A 16,771-nucleotide genomic window follows, 5' to 3' on the forward strand; every position below is an offset into this window, starting at 1 on the left:
ACCCATCTTCGGTACCGGCATCAAAACCTTTCGCACGGCGTTGCGTCGGCTTATCGTCCTGGCGATTAGTGAAGCCCGGATAAAATCCAAAGTTAGCCACTAAAAAGAATGCGCCGTTGTGCCAGCCATCATCGCGCCATAAATCTGCAATTGGAGCTTGAGGTGATGCAGCTACTAAGGCAGGATGGCGGCTCAGTAATGCCGTTGTGGTATAAAAGCCAGGATAAGAAATTCCCCATACCCCTACTTTACCGTTGTTGTTCGGTAAGTTTTTAATTAGCCAGTCGATGGTATCGTAAGTATCCGTTCCCTCGTCAACATCTTTGTTGGTTTTGTGCACTTCCAGTTCGGGAGTCATTTCCTCGTAGATACCCTCGCTCATCCAACGCCCGCGCACGTCCTGATAAACAAAAATATAGCCGTCATGAACAAACTGCGACGATGGGCCAAGGCTGCCTTTATATTTATCCGGTCCGTAGGGCGCAACACTGTAGCAGGTACGGTCCATCATAATCGGATATTTCTTGCTCGAATCTTTGGGTACGTAAACCGAGGTAAACAGTTTCTTACCATCGCGCATGGGTATCTGGTACTCATACTTGGTGTAATTATCTTTAATGTAAGCGGCGTCGGGCGGTGCTTGTTGTTGAGCAAAAACCGAGAAACCCGTAAGCAGGATAACAAGGGATAGGAATATGCGCATTGCGTTTTTTATTTAGAACTAAAGTAATAAAAAAGGAGGAAGATGTGTGGCGATACAATCGCCCGAAAGTTTTAAGCACGCGCAAGAATGAAATTAAACCTGGCTTAATAAAAAGTATCTCCCCAGATCATCTATTTCGTTGGCTCTGATTCGCCAGCCTAGTGATATATAAAAGTTAAAAGCTTGCTTATTGCGGATAAGGCATTTCAAGGTTAAGGGTACCCGGCATACCTCTGAAGCTTTATTAAGCAAAGCTTTGCCGATACCTTTGCGGTGGTAAAGCTTGTCGAGGTATAAATGGTGTACAAAGTTACCTGGCATCCATAATGCCATAAAACCGGCAACTATTCCGCCTACTTCTGCCACCCAAATTGCTTCGCCTTTGGTATCCTCGTCAAAATCATTTAGCTCAAACTTCGATTTCCGCATCCAGTAAAATGTAACAGAACGCGTTTCGAGGTAGATACGTTTCAAAGCATCACGATCAGCTTCAGTGAATTTGCGGATATGGAGATTCGTTGCAATAGTCATACTGAATTGTTAACAACCCCGAATGGGTTTAGTTAGTGAGCTATACAATTAAATAACTGCTTCCGCAGTCACTCGGCAAGGGACGAGCGACTGTATGGCGAAGATTCTAAACAAGAAAGGCCCCGATCACTCGAAGCCTTTCCACATATAAGAAAAATAAAATTATTCGTTGATTGCTTTTACGCCTGGCAGTTCTTTACCTTCCATGTACTCTAACAATGCGCCACCGCCTGTTGATACATAGCTTACATCATTGCTCAAGCCAAATTTAGCAACTGCTGCTGCAGAATCGCCACCACCAATCAGCGAGAAAGCACCGTTTTGAGTTGCACGCACTACTGCTTCGGCAACTGCTTTGGTTCCTTTATCAAATGATTCCATTTCGAACACACCCATCGGGCCATTCCATAATAGGGTTTTTGATTCTTCGATCACCTTGCTGAAAGCTTTAACAGTTTCAGGGCCGATGTCCAGACCTTGCCATCCGTCGGGGATAGCTTTGGTTGGGGCAACACCAGTTTTAGCATCGTTAGAGAAGTCATCTGCAATAATGGTATCTGTAGGCAAAATGATATTAACACCTTTTGCCTTTGCTTTTTCCAAAAGGCTTAGTGCTAATTCTTGCTTATCGGCTTCTAATAATGAGTTACCGATAGTACCACCTTGTGCTTTAGCAAAAGTGTAAGCCATACCACCACCGATGATCAGGTTATCAACCTTCTCTAAAAGTTTCTCGATCAGCTCAATTTTGTCTGAAACTTTGGCACCACCCATAATAGCGGTGAATGGTCTCTCGGCATGGTTAAGGATTTTCTCGGCATTAGCTAATTCGCCGGCCATTAAATAACCAAAGTATTTTGCGTTAGGGAAAAACTGTGCAATTATCGCTGTAGAAGCGTGCGCACGGTGAGCTGTACCAAAGGCATCGTTCACATATACATCACCTAGCTTCGAAAGCTTTTCTGCAAAATCTTTATCGCCTTTTTCTTCTTCTTTGTAGAAACGAAGATTCTCCAGCAATAAAACTTCGCCTGCTTTAAGGTCTTTTGCTTTTTCTACAGCTTGTTCGCCAATACAGTCATCAGCAAACTCTACTTGCTGGCCCAACAGGTCAGATAAGTGCTTAACCACATGTTTTAATGAATATTTTTCAGTCGGACCATCTTTCGGGCGACCCAAATGCGACATCAGGATCACAGCTCCACCTTCTTTCAAAATTTTTTGAATAGTTGGCAAAGCACCCGTAATGCGGTTATCGTCGGTAATGTTATAGTCTTTATCAAGCGGAACGTTGAAGTCTACCCGGATAAGGGCTTTTTTACCTGAGAAATTAACTTGGTCTATTGTTTTCATGTTGATTATTGTCGGTACGTAAACGGTTCCAAATCTGATAAATTAATTCTGAAAACCGAATGTTTAATTGAAAAAGGTGTGTGGTTGATACAGAAACCCCTCCCTCCCATTTCACAATCCACCGCACCCCTCCCGTGGGTAGGGAATTGTTAACAGGATGCTTTACTGTATTTTCAAATACATCACATAATGCGGGCCGATACCGGGGATGTCAAATTCTTCAGAAATAATTTCGAACCCCAGGCTGGCATAAAATTTAGCTGCCACTTTACGGGCGTTGCACCATACATAATTAACCTTTTGGCCACGCATATATACAATGGCAAAGTTAACCAGTTGATTGCCTATCCCTTTGCCCTGGTATGTTGCTGCTGTAGCCATGCCGCGTAGCTGGTAGCCTGCTCCTTCAAATTCAGGATGTTGCTGTAAGTGAAATGATGCTACACAAACCAGTTCATCACCGGCGTAATAGCCCAGGTGAAAAGCACTTTCACCATCGTCGCCTTTAAAGCGGCATTCATCTAAAGTAAGCCGTCCTTCGCGCAAAATAGTATTGCGAAGCGGCAGCACGTCATCAGCAGAAATAAATTTTATCATAAAATCCTCACCACAACCCTCTCCGGGGGAGAGGGAGTTTTAATGTTTTCTATTGTAGAGACACAATATTTTGTGTCTCTTGTTAATTAATTCTCCGCAGAGGCACAATACCTTGTGTCTCTGTACGGGATTTGAAATATACAAACGAGACACAAAGTATTGTGCCTCTACGGTTCTTTATTCTTTTCTCCTGGTTCTTGATTCTTTCTCAATCATCAGCACCAGATCTGCCAAGCGGCTCGAGTACCCCATTTCGTTATCGTACCAGCCAACAACCTTGGTTAAACCGCCAACAACCGAGGTTAACAATGAATCGAAGATACAACTATGCGGGTTATCCAGAATATCTGTGGAAACTATCGGGTCTTCAGTATATTCTAAAATATCTTTCATCGGGCCATCTGCAGCTGCTTTAAAGGCGGCATTGATTTCAGACACGGTAGCAGGATTATTCAATTCGCAGGTAAAATCGGTGAGCGAACCATTCAATACAGGCACGCGGATACCGGCCCCACCCAGCATACCATCTAAATGCGGAAATATTGAGGTAATAGCCTTTGCCGCACCTGTTGAAGTTGGGATAATTGAAGCCGATGCTGCACGTGCGCGGCGCAGGTCTTTATGCGGGGCATCGTGCAGGTTTTGGTCGCCCGTCATGGAGTGTATAGTGGTAATGTAACCTTCTTTTACTCCCCAGTTATCATCCAGCACCTTAACCATTGCGGCTACGTTATTGGTGGTGCAGGAGGCATTGGATAATATGGATGCATGCAGGTCAATCTTTTCATCATTAACACCCAATACAATGGTGGGTACGCCTTTATCTGCCGGGGCCGATAGGATAACTTGTTTGGCACCTGCAGCCAGGTGCATTTGGCCACCGGCATGCGTAGCAAACTTACCGGTTGATTCAATTACCAGGTCAATACCCAGTTCTTTCCACGGCAGTTGGGCAGGGTCGCGCTCGGCCAGTACTTTTATTTTCAGGTCGTTTATATACAGATTATCCGCATCCGCTTTCACCGTACCCTTAAAGCCACGGTGTACAGAATCATATTTAAACAAATGCGCCAGCGTAGCCGTATCGGTTATATCGTTTATAGCCACCACGGTTATGTTAGGCTGGCTTATGATGTTACGTAAAAATATACGGCCTATACGGCCAAATCCGTTTATTGCAATCCTCATCACCCTGTTGTATTAGCGGCTGCAAAATTAACTAAAAAGCGGGGGTAGCTTGTCATCCAAAACTTACATTAAATATTTATATTAAATTTGCTCCATCTATTTATTAAAACAGTTTTAATGGCGTTTCCTAAACAGCTTCCTAAAATTATATTTATACTACTTATTGTTCTTACAGCCATTGCAGGGTATGCTATTTTCAGGCATCCTATGGCTATTTTCCCGGACCCAAGCTGGGGTTTCCAGGTGATGCGTTCTATGCAGCATGGCGGGGGTTTTAATATGAAAATCATACCAGATCAGGGCAATATCGCCCACAACTATAGCGAGTTTTTAAGCTGGTGGTCACCGGGGCAGTACTTGGCACCTTATTTCTTTATCAATATTTTCCATGTAAATGTGGGCCAGGCCTGTGCGCTAACCATATTAACTTGCGAAATAGTAGGTTTATTCGGCTTTTACCAGTTTTTTAAAAAGGCTGGTTTTTCAGCCAACATATCGGCTATCAGTATTGCATTTATGGCCTGCCAGATGTTTTATGTGGTACCTTTTGTATTTTACAATGGCGGCGAAGTATTGCTTTTCGCCTTCGGCGGATGGTTCTTATACTGCTGTTTGTCATTCAACCGGGTTAAAGACTGGCGGCTCATTCTCTTCATCCTGCTTTCGGGCTGGATAGGCTTTATCTGCAAATCATCATTTATGTGGTTTTATGCAGCAGGTTTGTGCATCATCTGGATAAGGGTATCGCGTACCCACACTATTTTAGGCAAATGGATTGTTAATGGGTTATGGATTGGCGTACCGGCAGTGGCTTCTTTTGCGGGTATTTACGTCACTTACCTATCCAGGGGCTATAACCCTACATCGGGTGGTAACGGGTTAAAATTACTTTGGGAAACCTTTGGCTTTCCGCTGGCCTCCCCGCTGTTATCCGGTTTTTCTGTTGATGACCTTACCCACGGTTTATTATATCACCCGGATGGCCCCATGTTTAGCTATGCGATAAGCGTATTTATTATAGTTGCACTCGCTATCGCCACCGTATTTATTGTGATACGCATTCTTAAAACAGTACCCTATACCGAATACAAGTTGGTGCTTAGTGTGGTTTATATTGTAAGTGTGCTGTTTTTCGGCATGGCCTTTTTGCGCCAGCTGGCTATATCCTACGAGGGCCGGCATTTCAGAATGGTGGGGCTGGTATTTATACCTGGGGCTGTATACCTTGTAAGCCGGCTACAGGTAGGCTATAGAGTAATGTTTGCACTGGTATGGATGGGTATTACTTATGCCAGCCTGCAATACGTTATTAATGGCTACATTACAAACAGGGATCAGGGTTCGCATGGTACTTCGGGCATTACTCAACAATTCTTAGATCAGGCCGGCATTAACGAAGTAACCAAATTAGATAACTCACATACAAATGCCGTATTTGTTTTCCTTAGTCCGGATCTGGCCTTGGAAGTTCGCAACAACCGCTTCATAACTCTCGACCCTATTGACCAGACCATGAAGATCAATTATGAAGATTACCAGCATTGCGGCCACTCGGGGCCTTTACATATTTTCCTGCCTTCTAATTACAAAGGTGCTAAGGCAGCTATGATCTTAAAATCATTTGAAGATTATAAGGGCTTTAAACTAACCCAGCTAAGTTTAGATTACGTAATGTACTCTGCCGATTAAACCGGGCGGTTAATTTCCTTCCAAAGCAGGTCTTTTAATTCTAAAAGGCCTTTTTGTGCAACGGACGATATAAATGTAGCCGGGATATCAGCAGGCAGTTCCAGTTTCATTTCGGCCAATAGTTCGTCGTCTAATAAATCTGATTTAGTAACTGCCAGCACCCTTGGCTTATGGATCAGCTCGGGGTTGTATTCTTCCAACTCATTCAGCAAAATGTCGTACTCTTGTTTCAAGGTACGGTTGGTATCCGCAGGGATCATAAACAGCAATACGGAGTTACGCTCGATATGGCGCAGAAAACGGAAACCTAAACCCTTACCCTTAGATGCACCTTCAATAATACCCGGAATATCGGCCATTACAAAAGATTTGTTATCGCGGTAAGCCACAATGCCCAGGTTAGGTACCAGTGTGGTAAAGGCATAGTCGGCAATCTCCGGCTTGGCTGCAGACACTACAGAAAGTAGGGTTGATTTACCCGCATTTGGGAAACCCACTAAACCCACATCGGCCAGTAATTTAAGTTCGAGTACGTTCCAAACCTCTTTGCCTTCTTCACCGGGTTGGGCAAAGCGCGGGGTTTGGTTGGTTGATGATTTAAAGTGCCAGTTGCCTAAACCGCCCCGGCCACCATCGGTTAATATTTTAGTTTCACCGTCTTGCGTTATCTCAAAAACAACCTCACCGGTTTCAGAATCACGGGCAATAGTACCCAGTGGTACTTCCAGTATTTCATCCCTGCCGGTTTTGCCAGATTTTAATGAGCTGCCACCCGCACCACCATCACCTGCAATTACGTGCTTACGAAACTTAAGGTGCAGCATAGTCCACAACTGGGCATTGCCTTTTACTATAACATGCCCGCCACGGCCTCCATCACCACCATCAGGGCCGCCTTTTGCTGTTAAAATATCGCGGTGCAAGTGCGAAGACCCAGCCCCACCATGCCCCGAACGACAGCATATTTTTACGTAATCAACAAAATTTGAACCTTGAGACATAATGTTAGTCCGGAAGTCGGAAAGACCGTAAGTCCGAAAGCTTATTTTTATAGCCGGAAAGTCCGAAAAGACGGAAAGTCCGAAAGTGTTTAAAATATACAAAGTTCCGAAATCTCCAACTAGCGGATTTTCCGGAACTTCTTGGTTAATGTTATACGATAATGTGTTTCAGTCAATAAATCCTTCGTCTTTCGGTCTTTGCTGACTTTCCCGACTTCCAGACTTAAAAATTAAAAACCTTGTATCACCTCATGAATAGAATCAAAGATCTCATTGATAGAGCCGATACCATTAATGCTGGTGAATTTATTTTGTGCTTTATAAAACTCGGCCACCGGGGCAGTTTTATCGTTATATTCTTTAATACGTTTGGCAATCACTTCAGGGTTTGCATCATCCGGGCGGCCAGATTCTTTTCCTCTCAATAATAATCTTTGCTTCAATTCTTCGGCATCAACCTCCAGTGCAACCATACCGTCAATTTGCGAATCTTTACTTGCTAACAGGCTATCCAATGCTTCGGCTTGTGCAACCGTACGCGGGAAACCATCAAAAATGAATCCTTTAGCATCTTTATTGCTATCCAGTTTATTACTGATCATACCAATTACAACAGCATCGGGCACTAATAAACCATCGTCCATCAGTTTCTTAGCTTCGAGGCCAAGTTCGGTACCATTTGCAATTTCGCTCCGCAGCAAATCACCGGTTGAAAGGTGTATCAGCCCGAACTTTTCAATAATGTTTTGAGATTGTGTACCCTTCCCGGCTCCGGGAGGACCAAACAGTACTAAATTCAGCATGCTTTGATTTTAAATTTAAAAAGCCTTTCAGTACAAAAAATACAGAAAGGCTTAATTTTAAAAGTGGACCTGAAGGGAGTCGAACCCCTAACCTCCTGATCCGTAGTCAGGTGCTCTATCCAATTAAGCTACAGGTCCAAACGATATTTATTCAGAGATTTCGTTATTACTAATTGCGTCTCCGAAACGGAATGCAAAAATAGAAATCCTTTTCAATATCTCCTAAAAAAATTAAAAATTATTTAACCTTTTCTGCAATAGCCTCAAAGTCAGGCAAGTCACCTGCATTCTCTAATACTTCTGCATAAATCACGTTCTGTTCTTCATCCAAAACAAAGGCGGCACGCTTAGAAACGCCCTTTAAACCGAAGGCAAACTCCTGGTATAAGGCTTCGTAAGCAGCAGATACTTCTTTATTAAAATCAGAAAGCAATGGAAACTGGTAGTTATTTTCTTCTTTAAACTTAGCCAAAGTAAAAGGCGAGTCGACAGAAATACCTAAGATCTGTGCATTTAAGCCGTCATAATAACCAAAGCTATCGCGCATGGTGCAAAGTTGCGTAGTACAAACACCTGTAAAAGCTAAGGGAAAAAAGTGGATCACTACTTTCTTTCCTTTAAAATCAGCTAGTGATACCTCTTTAACCTCGGTAGAGTATAATGTAAACTGTGGGGCCGGCTGGCCGATTTGTAATGACATATTTATTGGTTTTGCGGTAAAAATAAATATCTCCCAACAATTGCGTGTTACCTTAATGTATTTATTTTTACAAAAAGCCCCACCTTCATGAAACACGTCATTGCATTCCTACTCTTTACCTGTTTAATCACCAATGCCCAGGCCCAGCAAATAAGCGGTTCTGTAAAAGATGCCAACACAAACGAACCCATAGCTTTTGTATCTATCGCGGTTAAAGGTTCAAATATAGGTACTGTTACAAATGAACAAGGCGAATTTTCAATTAGCACCTCATTACCCGCAACATTAGTTATCAGCCATTTAAGTTACGAACTTAAAGAGATTGCAGTTAGTTCGGGGCAATTATTAGTAATATCGTTAAAACCCCAAACCATCCAGTTGCCCGAAGTTACGGTTGGCAACCCTGCACTAGCCATTATGCGTTCGGCCGTAGCCAGAGCCGGCAAAACTGCACATAACGAGTATTTCCCAAAAGTATTTTTACGGAGGTTTACGCTGGAGGGCGACAAGCCTACCTTTATTGCCGAAAGTTTCTTAAACGCCCAATGGCAAAGCTGGGGGCTGACTAAATACACCATTACCAATAGCCGTTACCTGCAAAACGATAATAGCGTTAGCTATAACAATTTGGCCTTGTTTAGCATGCTGAGCAGTGGCTATATGGGTAACAGCCTCATTGCATCGCCCATATTTCACAAGCCAGATTCGTTGTACAAGTTTAGTATCAAAGAAACTTTTAAGGCCAACGGCCACGAGGTAGCGGTTATCAAATGCGAACTAAAAGACGAAGATTATCCGCATGCTGCTTTTGTAGGCGACTATTATATTGACACTGATAACTACGCCATATTAAAAACGGATGGCACAATACATCATTTTATCATGTCGGCCAGCGGGCCATTTAGCCTAAAGGTGAAAGAGGTAAGAATTGTAACGCAATATAAAATGGATGCCGACAGCAATATGGTGCTCGATTATTCTAACTTCACCTTAAAATCTACCTTGAAAGCCGGTTTTGTGGGCCTTAAACAACTCACTTATACCGGGCAGATCTTTGCCATTGATTATCCGAACCCGGCAAATAAAGCAGGGTTGGAAGATGTAACTATTAGTAAGTTACAAAAGGAGGAAGATAAATTCAAAAGCATTGCCTACGATGCCGAATACTGGAAAAATAATCCGGTTATTAAACGCACCAACACCGAAGATGCTGCTGTTGCCCAACTGGAGCAGCTAAAAAAGGTGAAGGGTAATATTGATAAGCAATAGCAGCAAACAGTATCAGCATAGCAAAGGTTATCCTAACCATGAAAGCAGTAGTAATTACCAAACCCGGCGCGCCGGATGTATTGCAAATACAAGAACGGCCACAACCCAAACCTGCAGCCAACGAAGTATTGATTAAAGTTTCGGCGGCAGGCATTAACCGGCCCGATGTTTTTCAACGAAAAGGTAATTACCCGCCACCTGCTAACGCCCCACAGGATATACCGGGATTAGAGGTTGCTGGCACTATCGAAGAACTTGGACCCAACGTTACCCGATGGCAGATTGGCGACAAAGTTTGCGCTCTCATTAGCGGCGGTGGTTACGCCGAATATTGTATAGCCCCCGAAGGCCAATGCCTCCCCGTACCTGATAATTTAACCATGATGGAGGCAGCATCACTACCAGAAACTTTCTTCACCGTATGGAGTAATGTATTCGACCGCGGACAACTGAAGCCTGGCCAAAGCCTACTAGTACATGGCGGCAGCAGCGGTATTGGTGTTGCGGCTATCCAGACAGCTAAAGCCATGGGCAGTATCGTTTACGCAACTGCCGGCTCTGATGATAAATGCGCCTTTTGTGAGCACTTAGGTGCCGATAAAGCAATCAATTATAAAACACAAAACTTTAAGGACGAAATTAAAAAGCTGACTGAAGGTAAAGGCGTAAACGTGATACTGGACATGATAGGCGGCAATTACACGCCCGACAACCTGCTATCATTGGCAGATGAAGGCCACTTAGTGATGATTAATGCTATGGAAGGCAAAGACGTTCAGGTTGATCTGCGCTGGTAATGCGTAAGCGGTTATTCATCACAGGCTCTATGCTCCGCAGCCGCGAAGCAGCATTTAAAGCAGCTATAGCCAAAAGCCTGGAGGAGCATGTGTGGCCGTTGTTAATATCTAACCAGATTAGGCCGGTTATCTATGAAGTATTCCCGGCAAGCCAGGCTGCCCAGGCACACGAACTGATGGAAGAAGGCTCGCATAAGGGAAAGATTGTGTTGAGCTTTTAATCATAGTTGATGGTTCATAGATCATAGCAGGAACCGCCTATTTGACATAAAAACAAAAGACCTGCAAGTTATTAACTTGCAGGTCTTTTGTTTTTATAGTATTTGAGCCATTGAGCTACTATGAACTATCAGCTATAATCCATGAATTAAAAACTACGGAAACTTAACGCCCCTGTAATTAGCCACATTGGCCAATGGGATGTTAGAACCATATTGGGTATTGATGGCTTTGATAAACTCATTAGCCACTACAGAATAACCTCTTGGCGTTAAGTGGACGCCATCCAGCGAGAAAATGCCGCCGCTGATGTAGGCCGAGCTCAGGCTCACCCCGTCTACCACCAAACCATGCGCCTTTAAATTGTTTAAAAAGGTGTACATATCATTCACCGCTATGTTTTTTGATGCCGCTACCGATTTAATGGTATTGTTGTAAGCAATTACATAATCTTTTGTTAAGGCTACTTCATTCGCATCCAGTACATACTGGTTCTCTATCGGGCTGTACGGGGTTAAGCCATAAGGCAGCATACCTGCAGGGGTAGATACCAGTGTACCGATCTTTGCTGTCGGGAAGGTTAACACGATCAGGTCGTTTGCAGTAGCCGGCCTGGCGGCATAGGTAGTGCCTGCTGCCGTGGCATCGCTTTTGGCATTGATAAACAAGGCCTGCACCGCTGGGTTGGCTTTTTGCACACCGGCAAGGATGGCAGCCACAGTTACCGTATTAAAGTATGGAATCGACGTTACATCGGGGATGGTAGCCACCACGCCTTTCTGTCCGCTGGCAGTCAGCCTGGTCATTACGGTACTGTACAGGGTAGCGAAAGTGCCTTTATCCGTCAGTAAATCGCCTGCACCACCCGAGGTGGCATAACCCAGCGCATCATTATTACCCAGCCAGTTTGAGAAAAAAGTAAAAGGCTTGGCTGTGATGAAATCCAGGTATGCGGTATTGTGGGTGCCTTCGGCTCCGGTAAGCAGTCTTTCGTAAAAACCGTTGAGGTTGCCATAGCTGGCTAAGGTTACGTGTAGTAGTTTAATACCCGGTACACCATAGTTGTTTAAATCGGTACCTGTGTATTTGGCATACGTAATTACATTACCAAAGCCGGGGATAGCCGTTTGCCCGGTTACCGCTAAATTGGTGGTTACCGATGCCGTGATCGGCGAGCCGGTGGCGGTAAAGCCGGTTAATTGTAAATAACCCGAGCCGTTAGCCTGGGCATCTGCAAACAAAGGCTGGGTGAAGCTACCGCCACCTACCGATGCCATTTGTTTGGCAATGATAGATGGGTAAGAGTTTTGCTGCCCTTCCAGGTACAGGCCGCCATCGGCATAACCTGCCGTTAGCGAGTTACCTACCGAAATATATCTCGAGAAATCGGCCGAGCCGTGGCTTGGCGCCGGCGTTTGTACGCTGGGTTTACAGGCATAAAGGCCGGTAAGCAGCAGTATATATAAGTATAGTTTAAAGTTTTTCATCTAATTAAATAATAAGGGTTTACCAATGATAAGCTAATGATACGCCGGGGATATAAACATGTGTTTTAAACGTACCCGATAGTTGCGATTCGATATTGGTTTGGGTACGCGACAGGAGTTTCTCATACTCGAATGATACATCCAGATCTAAACGACTGGCCAGTTTATAGCCCAGGCCACCGGTAAAATAATAACGGTTAGCATCCGGTGCTTCGGGTGTTACATAACCATCTAAAACGGCGGTTGTGGCATAACCACCACCGGCACGTAAAAACAGCTTATCAGAAGCGGCATATTGCGCACCGCCTCTTAAACTTACCGCATCCTTATAATTACGGGGCGAGTAGGTATCCTGTAAGGTTGCAGTATTCTGCGCATAATCAAACGCCAATACTTTATATACACTCCAGTGCACATAATTTACATCGGCTGCCAGTGTCCATCTTTTCGAAGGATAAAAACCAAAGCCTAAAGAGGTTGTTGACGGCAGCGGGATACTAGCTGTAAAAGTATTTGGCTGCGGGAAATTTGCTGCCAGGGAAGGTGCTACACCAAAAATGGCGTTGCCATTTTTAATAGTGGTATTCACCTTAGAGCGGTAATCGATACCAACCGTTATACCCGATTCTGTTTTGAAAAAGACACCTGCATTCCAGCCATAGCCATGGCCGGTGCCTTTCAGGCGGGCCTGGCCGTCGTTGCCATTGGCGTCAGATACCGGGATGGCCCTGGTTAAATCCACGCTGCCTATGTTGTACACAAAACCACCGCCAATGCTTACAAAGTCGGCCAGCTTGATACTTAAGGTAGGTTGGATGTAAATGGCTTTCAGGTTAAGGCTTTCCAGCGCGTACTTTCCCTGCCACTGGTTGCCCCAGTCGGTTAAACCACCAAAGGGTGTATATACACCCACGCCAAATTTCCACCAGTTGCTTTTAGGGCCCCATACCGCGTAAAAGCTAAAAGGTGTTGCAATTTTGTTTTTGGTGTAAAACTGATCGTTGCTGCCCGAGGGATTAAATACCGATTTGAAAATTAACGGGCTTATCCCACCCTGGATGTAGTTTTGGGGCAGCATGGCCATGGCCCCCGGATTGAAAAATACAGAGGCACCATCTTGTAATAAACCCGTGCCGGTATGCCCCATACCGATCTGTTTCTGGCCCTCTAAATTGACCTGGAAGCCTTGCGCAAATGAAAGTGCAGGCAGCAATGCCAGCAAAAAAAGTAAAATTTTTCTCATAATTAAACCTAGGTTTATCTAAAAAAACAATAAAATTGGTCTGCAAACATAGATAAATAGCCTAAAAAGGGCTTAACAATATGTTAATTTTTTTTACCTAAAAAACTTTAATATAAGTATTTAAAAAATCGGTTACAAACCTTAACTTTGCGCCTCTGAAATATTATGTATTAATAATATATACTCAGTAAGTACAATACTTTTTTTAAATACCAGGTTATATATGCCAAACATTGGAAAAATATCACAGATCATCGGTCCGGTAGTTGACGTAAGCTTTAGCGATGATGCTCATCTGCCAAGGATTTACAATGCACTGGAAATTACCAGGGCCAATGGTCAGAAAGTTGTTTTAGAAGTACAGCAGCACTTAGGTGAAGACCGCGTGCGTGCCATAGCAATGGACTCGACTGACGGACTACTGCGCGGAATGCCGGTTACCGATCTGGGATCGCCGATCAAAATGCCGATAGGCGAGGATATCAAAGGCCGCGTATTTAACGTGGTTGGTCAAGCAATTGACGGTATCGAAGACTTAGACAGAACTAACGGTCGTCCTATCCACAACCAGCCGCCACGCTTTGAAGATCTATCAACAGAAACCGAAGTACTGTTTACCGGTATTAAGGTTATCGACTTATTAGAGCCTTATGCTAAAGGTGGTAAAATTGGATTGTTTGGTGGTGCCGGTGTTGGTAAAACCGTATTAATCCAGGAATTGATCAACAACATCGCGAAAGCATATTCTGGTTTATCAGTGTTTGCAGGTGTAGGTGAGCGTACCCGTGAAGGTAACGACTTACTGCGCGAGATGATCGAGTCTGGCATTATCACTTATGGTGAAGAATTTTTACACTCGATGGAAAAAGGCGGATGGGATCTGTCTAAAGTAGATAAAGAAGTATTAAAAGATTCAAAAGCAACATTTGTGTTCGGTCAAATGAACGAGCCTCCTGGTGCCCGTGCCCGCGTAGCTTTATCAGGTTTAACCATTGCCGAGTATTTCCGCGATGGTGATGGTGAAGGCAAAGGCCGCGATATCCTGTTCTTTATCGATAACATCTTCCGCTTCACCCAGGCAGGTTCTGAGGTATCAGCGTTATTAGGCCGTATGCCATCAGCGGTAGGTTACCAACCAACGTTGGCTACTGAGATGGGTATGATGCAAGAGCGTATCACTTCTACAAAACGTGGTTCAATCACTTCGGTACAAGCGGTTTACGTACCTGCTGATGATTTAACTGACCCTGCGCCGGCTACAACCTTCGCCCACTTAGATGCTACTACCGTATTATCACGTAAAATTGCCGAGCTAGGTATCTATCCTGCGGTTGATCCATTGGATTCAACTTCACGTATCCTTAGCGCTGCTGTATTAGGTGATGAGCATTACAATACTGCACAACGCGTAAAAGAAACTTTACAACGCTATAAAGAATTACAGGATATCATCGCCATTTTAGGTATGGATGAGCTTTCTGAAGAAGATAGGTTAACTGTATCACGCGCTCGCCGTGTGCAACGTTTCTTATCTCAGCCATTCCACGTAGCAGAGCAGTTCACTGGTTTAAAAGGCGTTTTGGTTGACATTAAAGATACCATTAAAGGCTTTAACATGATTATGGACGGCGAAGTGGATGAGTATCCGGAAGCTGCATTTAACTTAGTAGGCAGCATTGAAGATGCTATCGAAAAGGGTAAAAAATTATTAGCAGAAGCAAACAATTAATATGCAGATGAGTAAATGTGCAGATATGCAAATCATCATCTGCACATTTGCACATTAGCATATTTGCACATCAAAATATGATTTTAGAAATCTTAACTCCCGATAAAAAAGTGTTTGAAGGCGAAGTAGCTTCGGTTACAGTACCCGGCACACTGGGATCATTTGAAATATTAAACAACCACGCTCCTATCATCTCTACTTTAGAAGATGGTAAGCTGATTGTTCGTGCAGGCAACAATGCCAAGCAGGAAGTTTTCCTGATACACGGCGGTGTTGTTGAAGTTTTAGATAACAAAGTAATGGTGCTTGCAGAAGGCATTACCCACCGTTAAGCTGTTAAACTGATATTTATAAAAAGCCCTTCGAGTTTCGAAGGGCTTTTTTGTGGGTAATTATATCCCGTTTGCCGTATTGAGCGCTAGCCTTGGATTTAATACTTTAGATCGATCTTTTACATTTCCTATCCCTGTAAAACCATCAAATAAAAACGGCATAACAACTCTGTAAACAAGAGCAGTTATGCCGTAATGATATAAGTTAGGTATTCTGATAATGGCCGTGGCCTAACCAATAACATTGATAAATGGATCCCATGAATAATAGCCCACGATGCTGCCTGTGGTATTATTTATTACAATAAACGATAGCGTATATTGTAAAACTACACCCGGCTGTAACAAAGTGGCCTGGGCAAAAGCAACCTGGTTTTGATACAGCGTAGGGGTACCAGTGACATTGCCGCTTGGAGGTAAATAATTATTTACTTTTACAGAAAGGTAAACCAAAGGGCTTATTGCCTGTGACGCTGGGATGCCTTGAGTTTGCGAATTAAATGTTCCGTTATACAGATAAACTGTATTATCCGCATTATTATCGAATGTATTAATTGACCATTCAATAGTATCGCCCGAATTTGCGTTTACTTCAAGTTCAGACTGGCCTTCATTATTGTTGACATTGCCACTTTGGGTAGTCATTGAGATATAAACATCTGATTGACTCCATGAACCAAGGCCTGTTGGGTTAGTTTCAGAACCCGCAGGCAATGCTTTCGCAACGATTGCTGCTGCATCAACTAAAATTTGAATGTTAATAATAGACATTTTTTTATTTATTTGCCTTCCTACTTATATGGCTTTTCGGATTACGCCCCCGCTTTAAGAAATCTGTACGGGCAGACCGTTTTTTAAAGTGGGTTCTGCTCCACCGGTTTTTCAAAAGCTTTTGATACACCAAATCTAGTGGGCAGCCCTACAAGTAAACAGCGTATAAATACTTAACTTATGGATTGAGTATTTACCCCCTTCAGGAATATTATTACCGACAAGAAAAAGACATGAATTTTACTTCATCGAAGAAAAAGGGATTTGCAATGCCTGTGCAGATTTAATAGTTTAGGCAAGTGCTATAAACGGGTAGCTCCTACAGAGCATGAAGGCTTAACTTAATGACATTGCATGCT

The 16,771-nt window shown here is 43.5% G+C and carries 17 protein-coding genes and 1 tRNA gene; 6 read left to right on the forward strand and 12 right to left on the reverse strand.

Going from position 1 to position 16,771, the window contains the following annotated elements; all coding sequences use genetic code 11:
- From RG47T_RS26795 to gap, 5 genes are all read right to left on the reverse strand, one after another.
- On the reverse strand, nucleotides 1–703 hold a 703-nt coding region (locus RG47T_RS26795; RefSeq protein WP_253187531.1), incomplete at its 3' end, for a CocE/NonD family hydrolase.
- Between the two features lie 93 nt (nucleotides 704–796).
- Nucleotides 797–1,234: a GNAT family N-acetyltransferase gene (locus RG47T_RS15720; protein ID WP_074490351.1), complete on the reverse strand. Its 438-nt coding sequence runs from the start codon at nucleotides 1,232–1,234 to the stop codon at nucleotides 797–799.
- 162 nt (nucleotides 1,235–1,396) lie between these two features.
- The gene (locus tag RG47T_RS15725) at nucleotides 1,397–2,587 is read right to left on the reverse strand and encodes a phosphoglycerate kinase (RefSeq protein WP_074490352.1); all 1,191 of its coding nucleotides are present in this window, start codon (nucleotides 2,585–2,587) and stop codon (nucleotides 1,397–1,399) included.
- A 162-nt stretch (nucleotides 2,588–2,749) separates the two neighbouring features.
- Nucleotides 2,750–3,184, reverse strand: coding sequence for a GNAT family N-acetyltransferase (locus RG47T_RS15730; protein WP_074490353.1), 435 nt, complete (start codon nucleotides 3,182–3,184; stop codon nucleotides 2,750–2,752).
- A gap of 177 nt (nucleotides 3,185–3,361) precedes the next feature.
- Complete coding sequence (gene gap, locus RG47T_RS15735; RefSeq protein WP_171972542.1) at nucleotides 3,362–4,372, reverse strand: type I glyceraldehyde-3-phosphate dehydrogenase; 1,011 nt, start codon at nucleotides 4,370–4,372, stop codon at nucleotides 3,362–3,364.
- Nucleotides 4,373–4,489: 117 nt separating this feature from the next.
- On the opposite strand from gap, the gene RG47T_RS15740 reads away from it, so the two are divergent.
- Nucleotides 4,490–6,061, forward strand: a complete 1,572-nt coding sequence (locus tag RG47T_RS15740; RefSeq protein WP_074490355.1) for a hypothetical protein — start codon at nucleotides 4,490–4,492, stop codon at nucleotides 6,059–6,061.
- Here the strand turns inward: RG47T_RS15740 and obgE are convergent.
- The 4 genes from obgE to RG47T_RS15760 form a co-directional block, all read right to left on the reverse strand.
- The gene (gene obgE, locus RG47T_RS15745; protein ID WP_074490356.1) at nucleotides 6,058–7,062 is read right to left on the reverse strand and encodes a GTPase ObgE; all 1,005 of its coding nucleotides are present in this window, start codon (nucleotides 7,060–7,062) and stop codon (nucleotides 6,058–6,060) included. The two genes, RG47T_RS15740 and obgE, sit on opposite strands and share 4 nt — an antisense overlap.
- Before the next feature lie 230 nt (nucleotides 7,063–7,292).
- Nucleotides 7,293–7,865, reverse strand: coding sequence for an adenylate kinase (locus tag RG47T_RS15750; RefSeq protein ID WP_074490357.1), 573 nt, complete (start codon nucleotides 7,863–7,865; stop codon nucleotides 7,293–7,295).
- Between the two features lie 64 nt (nucleotides 7,866–7,929).
- Nucleotides 7,930–8,003: transfer RNA gene (locus RG47T_RS15755), tRNA-Arg, on the reverse strand.
- Nucleotides 8,004–8,103: 100 nt separating this feature from the next.
- Entirely contained in the window at nucleotides 8,104–8,565 is a 462-nt protein-coding gene (locus RG47T_RS15760) for a redoxin domain-containing protein (RefSeq protein ID WP_074490358.1), read from the reverse strand.
- A gap of 87 nt (nucleotides 8,566–8,652) precedes the next feature.
- On the opposite strand from RG47T_RS15760, the gene RG47T_RS15765 reads away from it, so the two are divergent.
- The 3 genes from RG47T_RS15765 to RG47T_RS26800 are packed head-to-tail and all read left to right on the forward strand — an operon-like array spanning nucleotide 8,653 to nucleotide 10,852.
- Nucleotides 8,653–9,834, forward strand: a complete 1,182-nt coding sequence (locus RG47T_RS15765; RefSeq protein WP_074490359.1) for a carboxypeptidase-like regulatory domain-containing protein — start codon at nucleotides 8,653–8,655, stop codon at nucleotides 9,832–9,834.
- A gap of 38 nt (nucleotides 9,835–9,872) precedes the next feature.
- Nucleotides 9,873–10,631, forward strand: a complete 759-nt coding sequence (locus RG47T_RS15770; protein WP_253187532.1) for an NAD(P)H-quinone oxidoreductase — start codon at nucleotides 9,873–9,875, stop codon at nucleotides 10,629–10,631.
- Nucleotides 10,631–10,852 carry a zinc-binding dehydrogenase gene (locus tag RG47T_RS26800; RefSeq protein WP_253187533.1) on the forward strand — a complete coding sequence of 74 codons (222 nt, stop codon included), beginning with the start codon at nucleotides 10,631–10,633 and terminating at the stop codon, nucleotides 10,850–10,852. Before RG47T_RS15770 ends, RG47T_RS26800 begins: the two co-directional genes overlap by 1 nt.
- A gap of 153 nt (nucleotides 10,853–11,005) precedes the next feature.
- On the opposite strand, the gene RG47T_RS15775 is transcribed toward RG47T_RS26800, so the two are convergent.
- On the reverse strand, nucleotides 11,006–12,337 hold the full coding sequence (locus tag RG47T_RS15775; protein ID WP_074490360.1) for an SGNH/GDSL hydrolase family protein: 1,332 nt from the start codon (nucleotides 12,335–12,337) through the stop codon (nucleotides 11,006–11,008).
- A gap of 19 nt (nucleotides 12,338–12,356) precedes the next feature.
- On the reverse strand, nucleotides 12,357–13,580 hold the full coding sequence (locus RG47T_RS15780; RefSeq protein WP_074490361.1) for an OmpP1/FadL family transporter: 1,224 nt from the start codon (nucleotides 13,578–13,580) through the stop codon (nucleotides 12,357–12,359).
- A gap of 223 nt (nucleotides 13,581–13,803) precedes the next feature.
- Here RG47T_RS15780 and atpD point away from each other — a divergent pair, with 223 nt between their 5' ends.
- Both atpD and atpC read left to right on the forward strand, forming a co-directional pair.
- Nucleotides 13,804–15,309 carry a F0F1 ATP synthase subunit beta gene (atpD, locus tag RG47T_RS15785; protein ID WP_074490362.1) on the forward strand — a complete coding sequence of 502 codons (1,506 nt, stop codon included), beginning with the start codon at nucleotides 13,804–13,806 and terminating at the stop codon, nucleotides 15,307–15,309.
- A 77-nt stretch (nucleotides 15,310–15,386) separates the two neighbouring features.
- Complete coding sequence (atpC, locus tag RG47T_RS15790) at nucleotides 15,387–15,641, forward strand: ATP synthase F1 subunit epsilon (protein ID WP_074490363.1); 255 nt, start codon at nucleotides 15,387–15,389, stop codon at nucleotides 15,639–15,641.
- A gap of 231 nt (nucleotides 15,642–15,872) precedes the next feature.
- Here the strand turns inward: atpC and RG47T_RS15795 are convergent, their stop codons facing one another.
- A complete protein-coding gene (locus tag RG47T_RS15795) occupies nucleotides 15,873–16,412 on the reverse strand; it encodes an AidA/PixA family protein (protein ID WP_074490364.1) in 540 nt (179 codons plus the stop codon).
- Nucleotides 16,413–16,771: the final 359 nt, after the last annotated feature.

The organism is Mucilaginibacter polytrichastri, assembly GCF_001911425.1.
GTDB classification, from domain to species: domain Bacteria; phylum Bacteroidota; class Bacteroidia; order Sphingobacteriales; family Sphingobacteriaceae; genus Mucilaginibacter; species Mucilaginibacter polytrichastri.